Origin of the sequence: Bacteroides difficilis (assembly GCF_048319815.1) — a bacterium.
GTDB classification, from domain to species: domain Bacteria; phylum Bacteroidota; class Bacteroidia; order Bacteroidales; family Bacteroidaceae; genus Bacteroides; species Bacteroides zhangwenhongii.
Genome location: NZ_CP182814.1, coordinates 4,794,134 through 4,811,493 on the forward strand (window position 1 = coordinate 4,794,134; position 17,360 = coordinate 4,811,493).

Annotated in this window: 10 protein-coding genes and 1 tRNA gene; 5 read left to right on the top strand and 6 right to left on the bottom strand. The window is 39.8% G+C overall.

Going from position 1 to position 17,360, the window contains the following annotated elements; all coding sequences use genetic code 11:
• Window positions 1-18: 18 nt before the first annotated feature.
• Window positions 19-1,773, bottom strand: coding sequence for a helix-turn-helix domain-containing protein (locus tag ACNOGP_RS18835; protein WP_195475449.1), 1,755 nt, complete (start codon window positions 1,771-1,773; stop codon window positions 19-21).
• A gap of 1,243 nt (window positions 1,774-3,016) precedes the next feature.
• On the opposite strand from ACNOGP_RS18835, the gene ACNOGP_RS18840 reads away from it, so the two are divergent.
• Window positions 3,017-5,560, top strand: a complete 2,544-nt coding sequence (locus ACNOGP_RS18840) for an ATP-binding protein (protein ID WP_255508079.1) — start codon at window positions 3,017-3,019, stop codon at window positions 5,558-5,560.
• Window positions 5,561-5,643: 83 nt separating this feature from the next.
• On the opposite strand, the gene ACNOGP_RS18845 is transcribed toward ACNOGP_RS18840, so the two are convergent.
• A tRNA-Ser gene (locus tag ACNOGP_RS18845) sits at window positions 5,644-5,728 on the bottom strand.
• A 132-nt stretch (window positions 5,729-5,860) separates the two neighbouring features.
• Between ACNOGP_RS18845 and ACNOGP_RS18850 the strand changes: the two genes are divergently transcribed.
• From ACNOGP_RS18850 to ACNOGP_RS18860, 3 genes are read left to right on the top strand one after another with little or no spacing between them, the layout of a single operon-like run.
• Complete coding sequence (locus ACNOGP_RS18850) at window positions 5,861-8,362, top strand: endonuclease MutS2 (protein WP_418213492.1); 2,502 nt, start codon at window positions 5,861-5,863, stop codon at window positions 8,360-8,362.
• Between the two features lie 36 nt (window positions 8,363-8,398).
• Entirely contained in the window at window positions 8,399-9,451 is a 1,053-nt protein-coding gene (gene corA, locus ACNOGP_RS18855) for a magnesium/cobalt transporter CorA (protein WP_143867848.1), read from the top strand.
• Between the two features lie 19 nt (window positions 9,452-9,470).
• Window positions 9,471-10,679, top strand: a complete 1,209-nt coding sequence (locus ACNOGP_RS18860) for an L-serine ammonia-lyase (RefSeq protein WP_418213493.1) — start codon at window positions 9,471-9,473, stop codon at window positions 10,677-10,679.
• A gap of 8 nt (window positions 10,680-10,687) precedes the next feature.
• Here ACNOGP_RS18860 and ACNOGP_RS18865 read toward each other — a convergent pair whose 3' ends face one another.
• The 4 genes from ACNOGP_RS18865 to ACNOGP_RS18880 form a co-directional block, all read right to left on the bottom strand.
• Window positions 10,688-11,191, bottom strand: a complete 504-nt coding sequence (locus ACNOGP_RS18865; RefSeq protein WP_272720581.1) for a PepSY-like domain-containing protein — start codon at window positions 11,189-11,191, stop codon at window positions 10,688-10,690.
• A gap of 38 nt (window positions 11,192-11,229) precedes the next feature.
• Window positions 11,230-11,676, bottom strand: a complete 447-nt coding sequence (locus tag ACNOGP_RS18870; protein WP_195475444.1) for a PepSY-like domain-containing protein — start codon at window positions 11,674-11,676, stop codon at window positions 11,230-11,232.
• A gap of 135 nt (window positions 11,677-11,811) precedes the next feature.
• Window positions 11,812-12,990, bottom strand: a complete 1,179-nt coding sequence (locus ACNOGP_RS18875) for a heparin lyase I family protein (RefSeq protein ID WP_195475443.1) — start codon at window positions 12,988-12,990, stop codon at window positions 11,812-11,814.
• Window positions 12,991-13,114: 124 nt separating this feature from the next.
• The gene (locus tag ACNOGP_RS18880) at window positions 13,115-13,666 is read right to left on the bottom strand and encodes a DUF4738 domain-containing protein (protein WP_007758885.1); all 552 of its coding nucleotides are present in this window, start codon (window positions 13,664-13,666) and stop codon (window positions 13,115-13,117) included.
• Window positions 13,667-13,781: 115 nt separating this feature from the next.
• On the opposite strand from ACNOGP_RS18880, the gene ACNOGP_RS18885 reads away from it, so the two are divergent.
• Entirely contained in the window at window positions 13,782-17,306 is a 3,525-nt protein-coding gene (locus ACNOGP_RS18885) for a two-component regulator propeller domain-containing protein (RefSeq protein WP_418213494.1), read from the top strand.
• The last annotated feature ends 54 nt before the right edge of the window (window positions 17,307-17,360 follow it).

The following is a 17,360-nucleotide window of genomic DNA, read 5'->3' on the forward strand; positions in this document are numbered from 1 at the left end:
CATTGTACGGCATAATATTTAAAGAGATTCTTGTGCTTTCTTAAACTCGTACGGAGTCATGCCCGTCTTTTTCTTGAAAAGATTATATAATATCGGGGTACTGTTGAATCCGGCTTCATCAGCTATGGCACGTATCGTATAATTAGGATGCAGTTTTAATAATTTAATTGCATAATCTATACGCAAATCATTGATATATCCATTAAAATTAGTACCGGTACATTCTTTTATCATTCGGGCAAAACGTGCGTTATTCAAATGTACGAGTTGTGCCAAATCTTCTCTCGACAATTCTGAAGAAAGATATAACTGGTCTTGAACAACAATACGGTTCAGTTCAATAAATATTTTTTTATTCTCTTCTTCTTCCCCGCTCACTTTGCCGGTTTCATCAGATATCTCCTCTTGGTCGTCAAACAAAATACTTTCATCTTCTATATCTTGTGAGATCATAAGCTGTTCATCAATATCCAATGACTGACTGTCTTTCTTCCTGGCCAATCTCTCGTTTATAAACTTAGCAAGGATTTTATTCTTATATCTGATAATATGGTTGAAACGCCACATACGCCATAATACAAACAAAGTCAACAGCGTAATACACGTCAAAAAGGTCAATGTTATGTTTCTGACTTTTAATTGGAATGCTTGTTTGGCTATATAGTCCTCTTTTTCAGAAGTATCATACATCGTATTCAACTCTAATGCCGCATTCTCTTTATCCCTGTTATTAATACTATCCGTTATAGCTATAATAGCTCCTTGCAAAATTGCCGCTTCCTTATAGTTTCCCATCCCCATATGGGCTTGCACTTCCCTTTCAAGCACATTCATATATTGCGCATTGATAGTATCTTGCTGCTTCCTCATCAGTTCTTTAAACTCCTGACAGTTGTCAATCACCTGCTTGTAATGCTTGGAAGCCAGCAAATAAGGAATTGAATACATTTTTCCATCAGGTGTACGAGAGTATTCAGTCGATTGATACATCGCAAAGTACTTTTCAGCCTGCTCATATTTCTTTTCCATATAGCAATTATATGCCCATTTAGAGTACAGATAACCATATTGCATATCAACCAATCCTTTCGGAACATCTGGTAAAGTTTCCAATTTTTTTATCTGCTTTTCACGTTCCAAAGCCATAACAGATGCATCCTCATACAAAGAGTCAGTCATTAAATAACTCATTTTCCCTCCATAGAAAGAAGAGAGCATTCCTATCTCTTTTACGCCTTTTCTCCCTTTCAACAAATCGATAGCAGAATCAAAATAATCATACGCTTTATCTTTAAATGACAACATACGGTTATTCTCTCCAATGCAGTATAGCAACCGAGCTTCGGACACGCGGTCCTCCAACCTTTTTGATTGGGCAATCCCGTCAAGCGCATAATTCATACTCTCGTTATATTTACTCATCAAGAAAGATAATTCCGCCAAATAAACAGTCATTTTCAATAAGTGTTCAGGATCCTTTTGATATACGGAATCAAGCACATAAGATTTTCTTGCATATACATAAGCAAGCTTATTCATAAACAAATTGCGATATGACAAGCTACGTAACTCGTCTATAACTCGTAAAGGCATAGACTTTTTATTCTCCGCTACATCTAAAAGTTTCAAAGCACATTTCGGCTTCTCAATATAAATACTTCTTATATATTCAGTAGTTATAGAATCTGCATTTGTGGCCTCATCAGCCATTAAAATTTGGTTATGCACAAATAAAAGAATACATATACATACACCAAGTCGTATATACCTCATAGCGTTTACCATCATTTTATCCGTCAAAGGTAATTCTTATTATTAAAAAGTCAAGAAAGTATTTTGTTTCACAAGGTAAAAATAAGAAACATTAGCATTTTATTATTCAAGCAATGTAAACAACGCTTTATATACAGTAATGCAAACAATGTCTTTCCTTCCCAATAAGTTGCAATCTTCCGTCCCCTTCACCTTTTTTCTGTATCTCCCGTCATTAGGGCATTAGCGGGTGAAGGGGAACACTTTCACCCAGCTTTCACAGTTCCTATGTGTATCATTTTGTTTCAGTTACATCTTAATTAAAAAAACTATTGGAAGTATCTACCCGCTTTTACCCGGCAAGTCTGGCTTATCTCTTGAACAAACGTGACTCTAACGCCTATATTTTTCATTTATCATTAAAATGATAAGATATTATCACTATTGTGATAAGTAAGTATCATAAATATGATAAGTTCTTATCACAGTAATGATAAGCATAATACATCAAGAGAAAATTTAGCTGCTTTTTGGAACATAATATTGCTATGTATACTTGCTGAAGGAACCTCCCTTCACCCGCTAACACCCATGAATAGGAGATAGCAGCGAAAAGGTGAAGGCTATTTTAATAAAACGGTATAGACACTATTTAAGAGCATATACGGAAATCGATGTTAAATAATAACAATAGCCAATTTTAATCCAGAATCAAACTAAGAAAAAGAATTACTTTAAACAATTGTTATCTATAAAATACTTGTATAAAAGAAAGAATAAATATGAATAGGAGATAACACTATAAAAAAACCAAATACATATAACCACATAGAAAGAAAAAAGTTACATGAAAATATATTATCCTGATATCTCCATACTTCTCAATCTGTTCTTTTTTCAATGATATTTGTCCAAAAGTCAAATATTAAACAACTATTAACACACCCAAACAAATAAAATCATGGCAAAAAGTGAAACAGTTTTAATTTTGTCACACGATAAATCATTATATAGATTAAATATAAGCAATTATCATCTATCACAAAGAAACAATTAGAACTATATATTATTTAGAATCATGGCATTATATAATAATATTGTTAAATGTTTTTTTAAACGCAACAAACATATATTAGGAGTCAGCATTTGTCTAATAACCTTTGCGTGGCAACCGTTATGTGCTGCATCTCAGTCCCAAAAACTACTTATCATCAATTCATATAATGAAAGTGCGCCATGGGTACAAAATTATATTACTCAGTATTTGATAGAAGCTGCAAATACTGAAAATCTGGATTATGACCTGGTTCACATGAATGCTATACTTATTCAAACCGACTCTTTGTACAATCTAGTCAAGGAACAGATATTCAACCGTTTTAAGAATAACAAGCCGGACTATCTTATTCTCTTCGGAAGGATGGCATTCTCTTTAAGGGACCAAATCAAGAATGAATGGGGCGATGTTCCGATGCTGTTTATAGGGGCAAACGATAATATTGTATTAAATGAAAAATATCTATCTGGAAATAAAATCACAGCGAGTGCAACGAAAATACATTTGTCAGACATACGGGAACAATACAACTTTACCTATATTGAGGTTCCGGAATTATACAAAGAAACGATTGATATGATGGTCAGGATGCAACCGGACATGAAGAAACTGGTGTTTGCATCTGATAATCTTGCCGGTAACATGGAACTGAATGAAAAAATCAAGGCATATCTTACTTTAGAATATCCGTTACTTGAATATGAGTGGCTGGTTGCTTCGGAAAATTCCAGAAAAAATATACAGACATATTTAATATCCTCTGATCAATCTGTTGGAATCCTGCTAGGATCATGGTACTATTCTCGTCCGAGTGCGTTTGGGTATCCTATGCTAGTGACGGGAGATTTCAAGTTGATAGCCTCATCTCCTCGCCCGATTTTCTCTTTGAAAGAAAAGTATCTCGAATCAGGAGGAGCTACTGGTGGATACTTTGCCGATCAACAGGAGATCTTACAAAATTCTATTCGCGTATTCCGAAGAATGGTGACAGGTGAAAATATGCGTAATATCCCTTTTACGTATCCCACGATGAAATATCCGAAAGTAGATTATCTGCAACTGAAGTCGTATGGACTTCTTGTAGACAATTGCCCGAAAGACACTGTTTTCATAAACAAACCGGAAAGTTTCTGGAAACGCTATTTTTGGCAAATTATAATAAGCAGTATCGTATTGGTAGCCATTCTATTCATATTGGGAATCTTCATGATATTCCAACGTAAGAAAATGACATACATGGCATCTCGCAATAGAATGGTGGACAATATGCCTATATGTTATATGATAGGAAAATTGAAAACAGACAAAACCGGAAAACTGATAAACATAGATTTCGTTTCAGAAAACCACGAAACAAGCAAACTAATTGCAAAAAATACGGATACCGAAGAACAGAATAGCTTCTTTGATATGGAATACATTATCGGATTACTTGATAATGTACGCAAAACGAAAAAGAATATCAAGTTTACATATTACTTTGCAAAAACAGGCACATATTATGATTTTCTTGTGTGTCAGACATTGAATAATGACGAAGTGGAGTTCTTCGGTATTGATGTTACAGATAAGGTAAAATCGGAAAACTTTCTGAAAGAAACTACGAAAACACTGGAGATGACTTTGGAGGTAGCTCATATCATTCCGTGGAAATGGGACCTGAAAAGACACACGATTACCTGTGAGGCAAATAGAACAATGCGGCACATGGATTCTCAAGAACGTCCTAAATCAACCATATATACACATACCATTGAAGAAAAGGAATACTTCAAAAGGATTCATCCTGAAGATTTGGAATATGTCAAGCAAACCTATATTGACTTACGTGATGGTATTAAACAATACGCTAAAGGAGAATTCCGGATTTTATCAGAAAACAATGGTAAGACCAATATAGATTGGATTGAAGTCAACGCGTCTGTGGCAAAATATGATGAAAAGTTGAAACCAAAAGAACTAATAGGTTCCTTACTCCTTATAACTTCAAGAAAAAAACAAGAAGCCAGACTTATTGCCGCTAAGGAGGCGGCAAAAGAAGCTGATCGGTTGAAGTCTGCATTTCTGGCCAATATGAGTCATGAAATTCGTACTCCATTAAATGCAATCGTAGGTTTTTCCAGTCTTTTGACTGCAATAGAGGATAAAGAAGAACAGCAAAGATACATCAATATCATTGAGAATAACAATCAACTGTTACTGCAATTAATAGAAGATATTCTTGATTTGGCTAAGGTAGAAGCTAATGCTCTTGATTTTATTTATAAGCCAACAGACTTGAATGAACTAATTAGGGAAATAGAAGTAACAATGCGCATGAAAGTACATCAGGATGTTGTATTAAATTATACACTAGGAGCGGTTGACTGTTGTATCGAAACAGAACCGAATCGACTTTCACAGGTAATTATTAATCTGCTTACCAATGCTTGTAAGTTTACAGACAAAGGAAGTATAACATATGGTTACGAACTTCATGAGAATGAAATTTATTTCTTTGTACGCGATACCGGATGCGGTATTTCAAAAGAAAATCAAACACGTATTTTCCAACGCTTTACTAAACTTAATGATTTTGTTCAAGGAACAGGACTTGGCCTATCAATCAGTCAAAGTGTCATTGAGAAAATGAAAGGTCACATCGGTGTAGAATCAAAGGGGGAAGGAAAAGGTAGTACGTTCTGGTTTACGATTCCATATCTTCCTGTGCATACGGTTCATTGGAGAACAGATTTTCAAAACCTTTACTAAAACAAAAACACCCAATTTTACATTATCGAGATGTAAAATTGGGTGTAATTCTTATAAAATACTGATTACTAGTACTTTTCCAGCGGAGAGACAGGGATTCGAACCCCGGGAAGTGTTACCTTCAACGGTTTTCAAGACCGCCGCAATCGACCACTCTGCCACCTCTCCAAAACTTCTTTATCAGAAGTGCTTTCCGTTGAAAGCGGTGCAAAGGTACGAATCATTTTTAAATCTGCAAACATTCTGATATTTTTTTCGCGAATAAATCGTATTTTTGCAGTCCATTAGCAAGATAGAAATATGATATATCCTCAAAATTTTGAGCAAAAGATAGGATTCGACCAGATAAGACAGCTACTAAAGGATAGATGTCTCAGCACTTTAGGCGAGGAACGAGTCTCTGACATGGTCTTTTCCGACCAATACGAAGAAGTAGAAGAGAAATTAAATCAAGTAACTGAATTTATCCGCATCATTCAAGAAGAAGACGGATTTCCCGATCAGTTCTTCTTTGATGTCCGTCCTTCATTGAAACGAGTACGGATAGAAGGCATGTATCTGGACGAACAAGAACTGTTTGATTTACGCCGTTCATTGGAAACGATCCGCGATATCGTACGCTTCCTACATCGGAATGAAGAGGAAGAAGAAAGCGATCCCCCTTACCCCAGCCTGAAACGATTAGCCGGAGATATAGCCGTATTTCCGCAATTGATCGGAAAAATAGACGGTATTCTCAATAAATACGGTAAAATCAAAGACAACGCTTCAACCGAATTAGCCCGCATACGTCGTGAACTCTCCAGCACAATGGGAAGTATCTCACGATCTTTGAACAGTATCTTGCGTAGCGCACAATCCGAAGGATACGTAGATAAGGATGTAACTCCAACTATGCGCGACGGTCGTCTGGTCATCCCTGTAGCTCCGGGGCTGAAACGGAAAATCAAAGGAATCGTACACGATGAATCCGCCAGTGGAAAGACTGTATTTATAGAACCCGCAGAAGTAGTAGAAGCCAATAATCGTATCCGTGAACTTGAAGGAGACGAACGACGGGAAATCATTCGTATTTTTACTGAGTTCTCCAATACCCTTCGCCCGTCTATTCCGGAAATCTTACAGTCGTATGAATTTCTGGCAGAAATCGATTTTATCCGCGCGAAAAGTTATTTTGCAATACAGACGAACTGTTTGAAACCAGCTATAGAAAATGAGCAACTATTGGATTGGACAATGGCTGTTCATCCCCTGTTACAGCTATCATTAGCCAAACATGGAAAAAAAGTCGTGCCTCTGGATATCGAGCTTAACCAAAAACAACGCATCCTTATTATATCCGGTCCGAATGCCGGCGGTAAATCCGTTTGTCTGAAAACGGTAGGATTACTGCAATATATGCTTCAATGCGGAATGTTGATCCCGCTGCACGAACGCAGTCATGCAGGTATATTCAGCAGTATTTTTATCGACATCGGTGACGAGCAGTCCATTGAAGATGATCTTAGTACCTACTCTTCACATCTGACCAATATGAAAATCATGATGAAAAACTGCAATGAACGCAGCCTCATCTTGATTGATGAATTCGGAGGGGGTACGGAACCCCAGATAGGAGGCGCCATCGCCGAAGCCGTATTAAAACGTTTCAACCGGAAACAAACTTTCGGAGTGATCACCACTCACTATCAAAACCTGAAGCATTTCGCTGAAGACCATGAAGGAGTAGTAAATGGAGCCATGCTTTACGACCGTCATCTCATGCAGGCACTATTCCAATTGCAGATTGGCAATCCCGGAAGTTCATTTGCCGTAGAAATCGCACGAAAAATCGGATTACCCGAAGATGTCATTGCAGACGCTTCGGAAATTGTGGGAAGCGAATACATCAACGCTGATAAATACTTGCAGGATATTGTCCGTGACAAACGTTATTGGGAGGGTAAACGCCAAACCATCCGACAACGGGAGAAACAGATGGAAGAAACCATTGCCCGTTATCAGACGGAGATGGAAGAGCTGCAAAAGTCAAGAAAAGAGATTATCAAACAGGCAAAGGAAGAAGCGGAACGAATACTGCAAGAATCAAATGCCCGTATTGAAAATACCATCCGCACCATCAAAGAAGCACAGGCCGAAAAAGAAAAGACTCGTCTGGCACGTCAAGAACTGACTGACTTCCGCACTTCCTTAGACGCATTAGCCTCCAAAGAACAAGAAGAAAAACTGGCACGGAAAATGGAAAAGTTGAAAGAAAAGCAGGAACGGAAGAAAAATAAAAAGAACGAACCGAAAGCTGCCAATTCCCCAACAATCATTGCTCCCAAAGTGACTCCCATTGGTATTGGCGAGAATGTAAAAATCAAAGGACAAACAAGTGTCGGGCAAGTCATGGAAATAAACGGCAAAAATGCAATTGTCGCTTTCGGAAGTATCAAAACGACTGTAAAGATAGACCGTCTCGAACGCAGCAATGCTCCTCAAAAGGCGGAAGGGATTGCCAAGAGTACATTTGTCAGCAGCCAAACACATGATCAGATGTACGAAAAGAAACTCAGTTTCAAACAAGATATCGATGTGCGGGGTATGCGTGGCGATGAAGCACTGCAAGCAGTCACCTACTTTATCGATGATGCTATATTGGTAGGTATGGACCGCGTGCGCATTCTTCACGGAACAGGTACGGGAATACTCCGTACGCTTATCCGCCAATACCTCTCTACCGTACCGGGGGTCAGCCATTATGCTGACGAACACGTACAGTTCGGAGGTGCCGGAATCACCGTAGTTGATTTTGACTAACCTATAAATAAAAACGTCTAAATACGAGAACAAAGCATGAAGAATAACCTGTTAAGCGAAAAGCTGATTTATACCGGAGACAGTCTCACTCCTACCCATTTGCACCTATGCACGTATAGTACGACAGAAATGCAGGAGTCGTCCGGTAATACCTTCCAATCAATCAAAGGTACATTGGACAATACGCACATCAATTGGCTGCAAGTACACGGGATGAAAGATACGGAAACTATCCGTGAGATTTGCAGTCATTTCGAAATAGACTTCCTGGTATTACAGGATATTCTAAATGCAAACCACCCCACCAAAATCGAAGAGCATGATAAATATATTGTCCTGATCTTGAAGTTATTCTATCCCAATACACATAAGGGAGAGGACGAGTTGGACGAACTGCTACAACAACAAGTATGCATTATTCTCGGAAGTAATTATGTACTTACCTTCCTCGAAAAAGAAACCGACTTCTTCGACGATGTCAATACAGCCTTGCGCAATGACGTTCTGAAAATACGCAGCCGCCAAACAGACTATTTGTTCAGTGTGCTGCTGAATAGTGTAATGGGAAATTATATTTCAACCATCTCTTCTATCGATGACGCTCTCGAAGATCTGGAAGAAGAACTGCTCACCATCACCGAAGGATATGATATAGGTATTCAAATCCAGGCACTCCGCCGCCAATATATGCTGATGAAGAAAGCAATACTTCCGCTAAAAGAACAATATGTAAAACTGTTGCGTGCGGAAAACCTGCTTATCCATAAAGTCAACCGTGCTTTCTTCAACGATGTGAACGATCATCTCCAGTTTGTACTGCAAACCATCGAAATCTGCCGGGAAACGCTTTCTTCATTGGTAGACCTTTATATTTCCAACAATGACCTGCGCATGAACAACATTATGAAACGCCTGACTATCGTATCCACCATCTTTATTCCCCTAACTTTTCTGGCCGGGGTATGGGGAATGAATTATAAATGGATGCCGGAGCTGGATTGGCGATATGGTTATTTATTTGCCTGGTTAGTGATGGGAATTATCGGTATTATCGTATATTTGTTCTTCAAAAAGAAAAATTGGTATTAACGAAAATATATCATCAGTCATGAAATCAATTAAAGAGCTATATAGAATAGGTACAGGTCCTTCCAGCAGCCACACCATGGGACCGCGTAAAGCCGCAGAAATGTTTTTGGAACGTCATCCGGACGCAACTTCTTTTAAAGTAACCCTTTATGGCAGCCTAGCCGCTACGGGTAAAGGGCACATGACAGATGTGGCCATTATAGACACCCTGCAGGCGGTTGCTCCTGTAGAAATCGTGTGGCAACCCAAAGTTTTCCTACCGTTCCATCCGAATGGAATGACATTTGCTGCTTTCGACACCAGTAACAAAGTACTCGAAAATTGGACGGTTTATAGTATCGGTGGCGGTGCACTGGCAGAAAACAACGATAACCCGACTATCGAAAGCCCGGAAGTATATGGAATGAACAACATGACCGAGATTCTGCAATGGTGTGAACGTACAGGAAAAAGTTATTGGGAATACGTAAAAGAATGTGAGAACGAAGATATCTGGGATTATCTGGCAGAGGTATGGACTACAATGAAAGACGCCATTCATCGTGGTCTGGAAGCGGAAGGCGTGCTGCCAGGACCGTTAAATCTCAGACGAAAAGCTTCTACCTATTATATACGTGCCACCGGATACAAGCAATCTCTCCAATCCAGAGGGCTTGTTTTTTCATACGCATTGGCAGTAAGTGAAGAAAATGCTTCCGGTGGCAAGATTGTAACTGCACCTACCTGTGGTTCCTGCGGTGTAATGCCTGCAGTACTTTATCACCTTCAGAAAAGCCGTGATTTCAGTGATATGCGCATTTTACGCGCATTGGCAACAGCAGGGCTTATCGGTAATATCGTCAAATTCAATGCATCCATCTCAGGCGCGGAGGTAGGTTGTCAAGGAGAGGTAGGCGTTGCCTGTGCTATGGCTTCAGCCGCTGCCAACCAACTATTCGGAGGTAGCCCCGCACAAATTGAATATGCAGCAGAAATGGGATTGGAACACCACTTGGGAATGACTTGCGACCCGGTATGCGGATTAGTACAAATTCCCTGTATCGAGCGAAACGCTTATGCCGCAGCACGTGCGCTGGACGCTAACCTCTATTCTGCTTTTACAGACGGTATGCACCGCGTTTCTTTCGATAAGGTTGTGCAAGTGATGAAACAAACCGGTCATGACCTCCCCTCCCTCTATAAAGAAACAAGCGAAGGAGGATTGGCTAAAGACTACCAACAGATGTAACAATTCACCTACTCAGTCGGCGGCCAATTGGTATCATCTCCATTACTAATATTTTTTTCATGGAGCAATCCGCCTTCCTGTGAGAAATAAAGTGAATAGCGCTGGCTACCCTGTTTTACTTGAATGACAGAGGTAGTCGGGTTCAAAGGATAAGTCAAAACATACACATCCGTCACTACCCATGTACTATAGTTAGAATCCATAAAAGCAGTATAAACAGCCGGTACCAACTGATTAACATTATCCAATTCATTCTCCGTCATCACCCAATTGGCATTCGCATCAAACCAGACTTCCAGTTCATCACCGGTCACCCAGCAATCAGCTACATAATAAATACCTTTCACTTCCCATTCTATATTCTGCGCACCCGGATACAATTGTTTCAAAGCCGCCTCAATATTAGCAGGAGGAACAAAAGTATCATTATCATCATCATCACCACATGCGCTGAAAGAAAAGACAGAGGTTATCAAAACCACTGCCCATAAGCCAAACTTAAATTTCCACATAACAATCTTCCGGTTTAGGTTTATCTACATATAATTACTCAATCATCCGCTTTCAAAAATTTGCCCTTCTTGTCAAACTTGAAAGATATTCCGGTAGACAATTCGATTTCGTACCCCTTACGGTCACGTTCTACTTTCGTCACACCTTCACTCACAAAATTATGAGTCTTCAGATAATTGGCAGCAAATCCCGGAACAACAGTTGCAGGAACAGTCTTTCCTTTCTTAGCGCTAACTTCCTCCCAATTCCCCTTACTGTCAAAATCGATCTCCGTACCGTCCACTAATAAGACTTCATACTTAGTAGACTCCATCAGATCCTTATCAATCTTAATCTGAGCAACCTCGGGCTTTGTGAAATGACGATTGATAAAATTCCGCGCAGGAAGCGGCAATTGGTTGATGTCTTTAGTTATCACATCAGCTGCGAACGAGAGCTGCACGGCCACTATAGCCAATACAAGTAAAGATAAAATCTTCTTCATAATCGTTATCCTTTTAGCATTAATATTACACTTTGTTTTTATAATGCAAATAACGATATAGAACCTGAAAAGATTCTGGAATATTATGAGTTTGCCAATCTTTAACTTTCTCTAACAGCTGCTTGTTATCCGGAGTTACTTTTCCGAATAACCTGCCAGATTGTAACACACCGGTTTGGTGCTGTTACCTACCCTATAAATACCAAATTTAAAATAGTAGCCATCTTTGTCGTTACGTCCAATCAGAATCTGCTCATTGTCTACAAGGTGTTTACTAACCTTTTTACCTTTGTCCTGATAATTCATCTGTACATCAAGCATACCCGGCTTTACAATTGTCTCAGCCTCTTTCCCGTAGACAGTCCAATCAATATGGATACGGAATGTAATCCAACAATCTTTCGGGAAATCGGCAAAAGGCATTTTGTAAGCGATAGTCGATGACTTGTATTCAGAAGTCACCGGTTTCATGACAGGTGTTTTTTCTACATTTGCATTGCAACGGTCATCTTTGTCGGTCAGCCATCTACGGTCAGAGTTTGCTTTGATATAAAACCACCCTCCGGAGAATCCGAATGCCAATGGAGGATAGCCCCCTTGTTCAACCAACCATCCATTAGCTTTTCCGGCTGTATATACAGGATTGCCATGTTTATCTTTTACGGGGTTACCTTGCTTGTCCAACTTGGCCTTTTTCTCGTGGCCCACATTTTTCTTAAAAATAGTAGTCTTTTCCAATTCTATAAATTCATCGACTGTCAGCGTCTTCACTTCTCCTTGCGGAGTCTGAACCAATGTACGGTCCGGCATTCCATGCCATTGAGCAAAAATAGTGGAAACATCACTGCCCAATGTAGAAGGGATGTATACCGAAAACTCATAATCACGTGAAGAGCCTTGCGGGCAAGCTCCTTTCCCGTGATGATACACGGTTTTCATAATTTGCGCTTTCTTATAGGTATCGGCAAGTTTCCCTTTAAAATCATCGGATGTTGCATAACAGTAAGAGAACTCCGCACGTCCCTTGGTCTCACCTTTGGCATATCCCGACAGTGTATTATCGTCTTCTTTCAGTTCAAAACGATAAGAAGGCTTTCCGTTAAACATACGGGTAAAATCCCGCTGAATAGCATGGGACTTTTTAGAGCCGACTGCTACCCAGCAACCGTCTATAATCTGATTAACACGTGCCGAATCTGCCTGTACGTTTACCCGTTCAGTCAGCGGAACCAATGTTTGCGTATTCTTTGTTTGAGCGTTCAGTGCCGTACAGCTTACTGCTACCACGCAGATAGCCAAAATGTTTTTCTTCATTCTATGGTTGGTATTAAGTTTTTAACGGTGCAAAAATACAAAAGGCAACCATATAGGTTGCCTTCCGTTTGTCTCAAATGTTTTCACATTTGTGCAATTCCATTGTCGATATCTATCCAAAGAGCTAATTAGACGGGATATCATCATATTCTTCTTCAAGCATATCCACTTTCTTTATATTCATTTTCCCGTCTGAAGTGATTGTTATAGAGAGCGGCATATACAAATCTGTCTGCGGATAACAGACACTTGCGGCATACACTATCCCTTGCGAAGTAGTCTTATCATATACGATTCCTTCCAGAATAGAGTTCGACAGGAATTTCGCGTCTACCACAGAAGAGAAATCATTCTTGGTAAACGTCTTATCAAAAACTTTCTCGTTTCCGCGCATCAGACGCAGTACGATCTTATTGTCTACATAGGTATCTCCCATTTCATTCTTGATATGAGGTAAACTTTCGTCCGGAGTACGTGAAACAATGGAATGGTAATCTTTTCCTTTAAATTTAAAGTCCGTTTCGCTTTTGGAAGTCTGCATACGTTGCAATCCGTGAGCATCCACACTATCCATTGTCGCTAATACCGACTCTTTGTCTGAAGCTCCTTTTTTGCCGCCACAGGCAACCACAACCACCATTAATGGCAATAAAAGCAAATAAATTAGTATTCTCATATATAAGCTTTCCGTTTATAAATAGGTAACAAAGGAACAAAAAGAAGCGGATATTTACAAGTGTAACCGACATTTTTTCCTACATTTGCAACGTAAAACTTGCAAACCTGATATCATGTACCTACGAATTAAATTGATACTTCTACTCATTTGCATATTCTGCATCCATCGTGATGTGTATGGGCAAAAAGTGAATTATCAGCAGTTCGAGAACATTTATCTCGGTACGGAAGCTTCGGTTATCAGCTGCTTTTTGCAAGACAGCGAAGGGATGATATGGATAGGTTCCAATAAAGGTTTATTCAGTTATGACGGCTATTCCACCCAACAACATTTCACTTATGGAGAACGGACGAACACACGTATCTATTGCGGCATTATCATTGACAATACATATCTGTATCTGGGGACGGATAATGGAATACTTGTTTACAACTACCGTACAGACAGATATGAACAGCCGGAGGTAGATTTTCCTACCGATGTCCGTACGATGGCGCTCCGTGACGAAATCTTATGGATAGGTTCTCTGAACGGACTCTATACCTATCAATTAGAAAACCGGAAATTAACCCGTTTCGACAGTAAGCATAGCGGTTTATCCCATAATACAATCTATTCGATTATCCACACGAAAGAGAAGCAGACCTATGTGGGTACTTACAATGGTTTATGTCGTTATATAGCGGAAAGTGAAAAGTTTGAAGATATTTTTCTACCTGTCACTCATGGTATAAGTAATTTATTCGTCAACTCTTTATTGGAAGATACCGTCCGACAGTGTATTTGGATCGGTATGGAAGGATATCTTCTCCAATATACTCCCGAAACAGAAAAAATGGTTGCAATCGAAGTTTTCCACAATAATTCCATCAAATCATTGGCATTGGATGGAAACGGAAACTTATTAGCCGGTACAGATAACGGACTTTACGTGTACCAAAACAATGAGGAACCTTTGCAACATATCATCCACGATTCACGTAATATCCAGTCTCTGACAAATAACATCATCTGGAATATCTTTTCCGACCAGGAACATAATATCTGGCTGGGAACTGATTATGGTATCTCCTTGTCGCGTTATAACAGTGCCTTGCAATTCGTACCAATCTCTCAAATAACGGGTACAGGAGACGGAAATCAATTCTACTCGTTATTCCGGGATTCCAAAGGGATGTATTGGTTTGGCGGCACAAACGGATTACTCCGTTTTATCCATCCTACCGGAAACAGACATGAGGCTGTCTGGTACAGGATGGGAGATAAAGCACATCCTTTATCACACAATCGTATCCGCCATATCTATGAAGATAAAGAGCAGCAATTATGGATAGCTACAGATGGCAGTATCAACCGTTATGACTATACGACACAAGAGTTTGTACACTATAACATTATCGACAGCACAGGAACCTACAATACAAATTGGGCTTATTACATCTTCGAAGACGATTCCGGAAACCTATGGATCGCCACCTGTTTAGGCGGAATCTTTGTAGTAGACAAGCATAAATTAATGCAATCTAAAGTCGGACAATACGTAGCCGAATACAATTATTCTATTCACAATGGACTGTCGGGTATGTTTATCAATCAGATTATGCCCGATAAGGAAGGTAATGTATGGGTATTGCTATACAACAGTAAAGGGCTGGATAAAATCAATCCACGCACAAAGCAGGTCACCAAACTATTTTCTAATGAGTTGAGCGGAGAAAAAAGCCCGAATTATCTACTATGTGATGCGGAAGGTATGCTTTGGGTAGGATTTCACGGGGGAGTAATGCGTATCAACCCTAAAGACTCCAGTCGGCAAAGCATTTCTTTCGGGAGCTTTAATAATAACGAGATTTTGTCCATGACATCGGTCAAAGACCATATATGGGTTTCTACCACGAACGGGCTTTGGATTATCAACCGGGAAACGATGGATGCGCGTCAGCAGAATATGACGGATAAGCGTTTTACCAGTCTGCTGTTCGATTCGAAAGACGGAAATGTTTATTTGGGAGGCGCTGACGGTTTTGCCATATCCCGCCCGGAAATACAAGCCATGAATCGTCCCGAACGTCCCATTCTCCTGACAGCTTTGTACATTAACAATCAATTGATGGACCCACGCATAGCGAATATTGCCAATATACGTTACACCAATGCCATTGAACTGAAGTACAATCAGAATAATCTGGCTTTTGAGCTGTCCGACCTCCCCTACTCTCTCGAAGAAAAGAATAAATTCGTTTACCGGCTCGGAGGTATGGACAAAGAATGGAATTTTCTGCCATCCAATACGAACCGTATTACTTATAGCAATTTGAGTTATGGGGATTATCAATTATCTATCAGCAAAGTAGAAAAAAACGGAGTTCCTTCGGAACATCCTTATATATTGGACATAAAGATCCTGCCGCCTTGGTATTATACGCTTTGGGCAAAAATAATCTATTGCCTTTTACTTCTAAGCCTAATCGCTTGGACTATCAATTTCTTCCGGGTTAAAAACCGATTGAAGATGGAACGCCTGGAGAAGGAGAAGATTTTGGAACAGTCACGTCAGAAAATGGCATTCTTTACAAACCTATCCAATGAACTGAAAACACCACTTAGCCGGATTATAGCTCCTGTCAGCCAGTTGTTGCCTGCCACAGAGACGGAACATGAGAAACAAACGTTAGAAGAAGTACAGCGCAACGCCATGAAGATAAATTCGTTGATTCATCAGGTACTCAATTTCAATCGAATAGAGGGTAATGCGGATTCATTACTCATTCTGTCGCGTATCGAACTGATATCTTTCAGCCGTAGTCTGTTCTCCGTTTACGAAGAGAATTCCCGGCTCACTTTTCATTTTGAAGCGAACAAAGCCAAAATTTATGCGGATATGGATGCAATCAAATTGGGTGTGATACTGGACAATCTGCTCTCAAATGCCGTAAAATATACTCCTGACAACGGAAGCGTGCGGTTTTCCCTTTTTTATTCGCAGGAAACCGGACAACTGGACATTTGTATATCGGACACCGGAACCGGAATTCCGCAACAAGACATTCCATATATCTTCCAACGTTTTTATCAATCCCCCCGTTCGGGAAATAAGGAAGGTACAGGTATCGGGCTTTACTTGGTGAAGACCTATACGGAACTGCACGGCGGACATATCAACGGAGTTACCTCCAAAGAGAATCAAGGTACAAGCATAGGACTGAGTATTCCCATTACCGCCATTGAAGAAGAAGAAATTACCCCTAATCATCAAACCAAAAAATCGCTGGAGTCATTGCCTGTGCTCAAGCCCATCGAAGCTGAATCACAAGATGAGAAGTTCTTGTCAAATATCATCCGCCTGATTGAGGACCATCTTTCCGATGCAGACCTGAACGTGAATGCCCTATGCGAATTGTCCGGTTTCAGCAACAAACAGATCTACCGGAAGATTAAACAACTGACCGGAATGTCTCCTGTGGAATATATCAAATCGATCAGGATGAAAAAGGCGGCAATGTTACTGCAACAAAAGAAATTCACCATTGCCGAAGTAATGTATATGGTAGGTTTTTCCAATCACTCTTATTTCTCCAAATGTTTCCAATCGGAATTCGGAAAAACACCCCGTCAATACTTAAATGAAGAGCTGTAGGGGCATTCTAAAGCATTTCGTCCTATTTTTATCCTTATATGTCCAATCTGTGCT

Bases quoted from the DNA above. Each gene is read 5' to 3' on its own strand.
- ACNOGP_RS18850 (WP_418213492.1), top strand. From the start codon at position 5,861: ATGATATATCCTCAAAATTTTGAGCAAAAGATAGGATTCGACCAGATA.
- ACNOGP_RS18875 (WP_195475443.1), bottom strand. From the start codon at position 12,990: ATGAAGAAAAACATTTTGGCTATCTGCGTGGTAGCAGTAAGCTGTACG.
- ACNOGP_RS18835 (WP_195475449.1), bottom strand. From the start codon at position 1,773: ATGAGGTATATACGACTTGGTGTATGTATATGTATTCTTTTATTTGTG.
- ACNOGP_RS18885 (WP_418213494.1), top strand. From the start codon at position 13,782: ATGTACCTACGAATTAAATTGATACTTCTACTCATTTGCATATTCTGC.
- ACNOGP_RS18880 (WP_007758885.1), bottom strand. From the start codon at position 13,666: ATGAGAATACTAATTTATTTGCTTTTATTGCCATTAATGGTGGTTGTG.
- ACNOGP_RS18865 (WP_272720581.1), bottom strand. From the start codon at position 11,191: ATGTGGAAATTTAAGTTTGGCTTATGGGCAGTGGTTTTGATAACCTCT.
- ACNOGP_RS18870 (WP_195475444.1), bottom strand. From the start codon at position 11,676: ATGAAGAAGATTTTATCTTTACTTGTATTGGCTATAGTGGCCGTGCAG.
- ACNOGP_RS18860 (WP_418213493.1), top strand. From the start codon at position 9,471: ATGAAATCAATTAAAGAGCTATATAGAATAGGTACAGGTCCTTCCAGC.
- corA (WP_143867848.1), top strand. From the start codon at position 8,399: ATGAAGAATAACCTGTTAAGCGAAAAGCTGATTTATACCGGAGACAGT.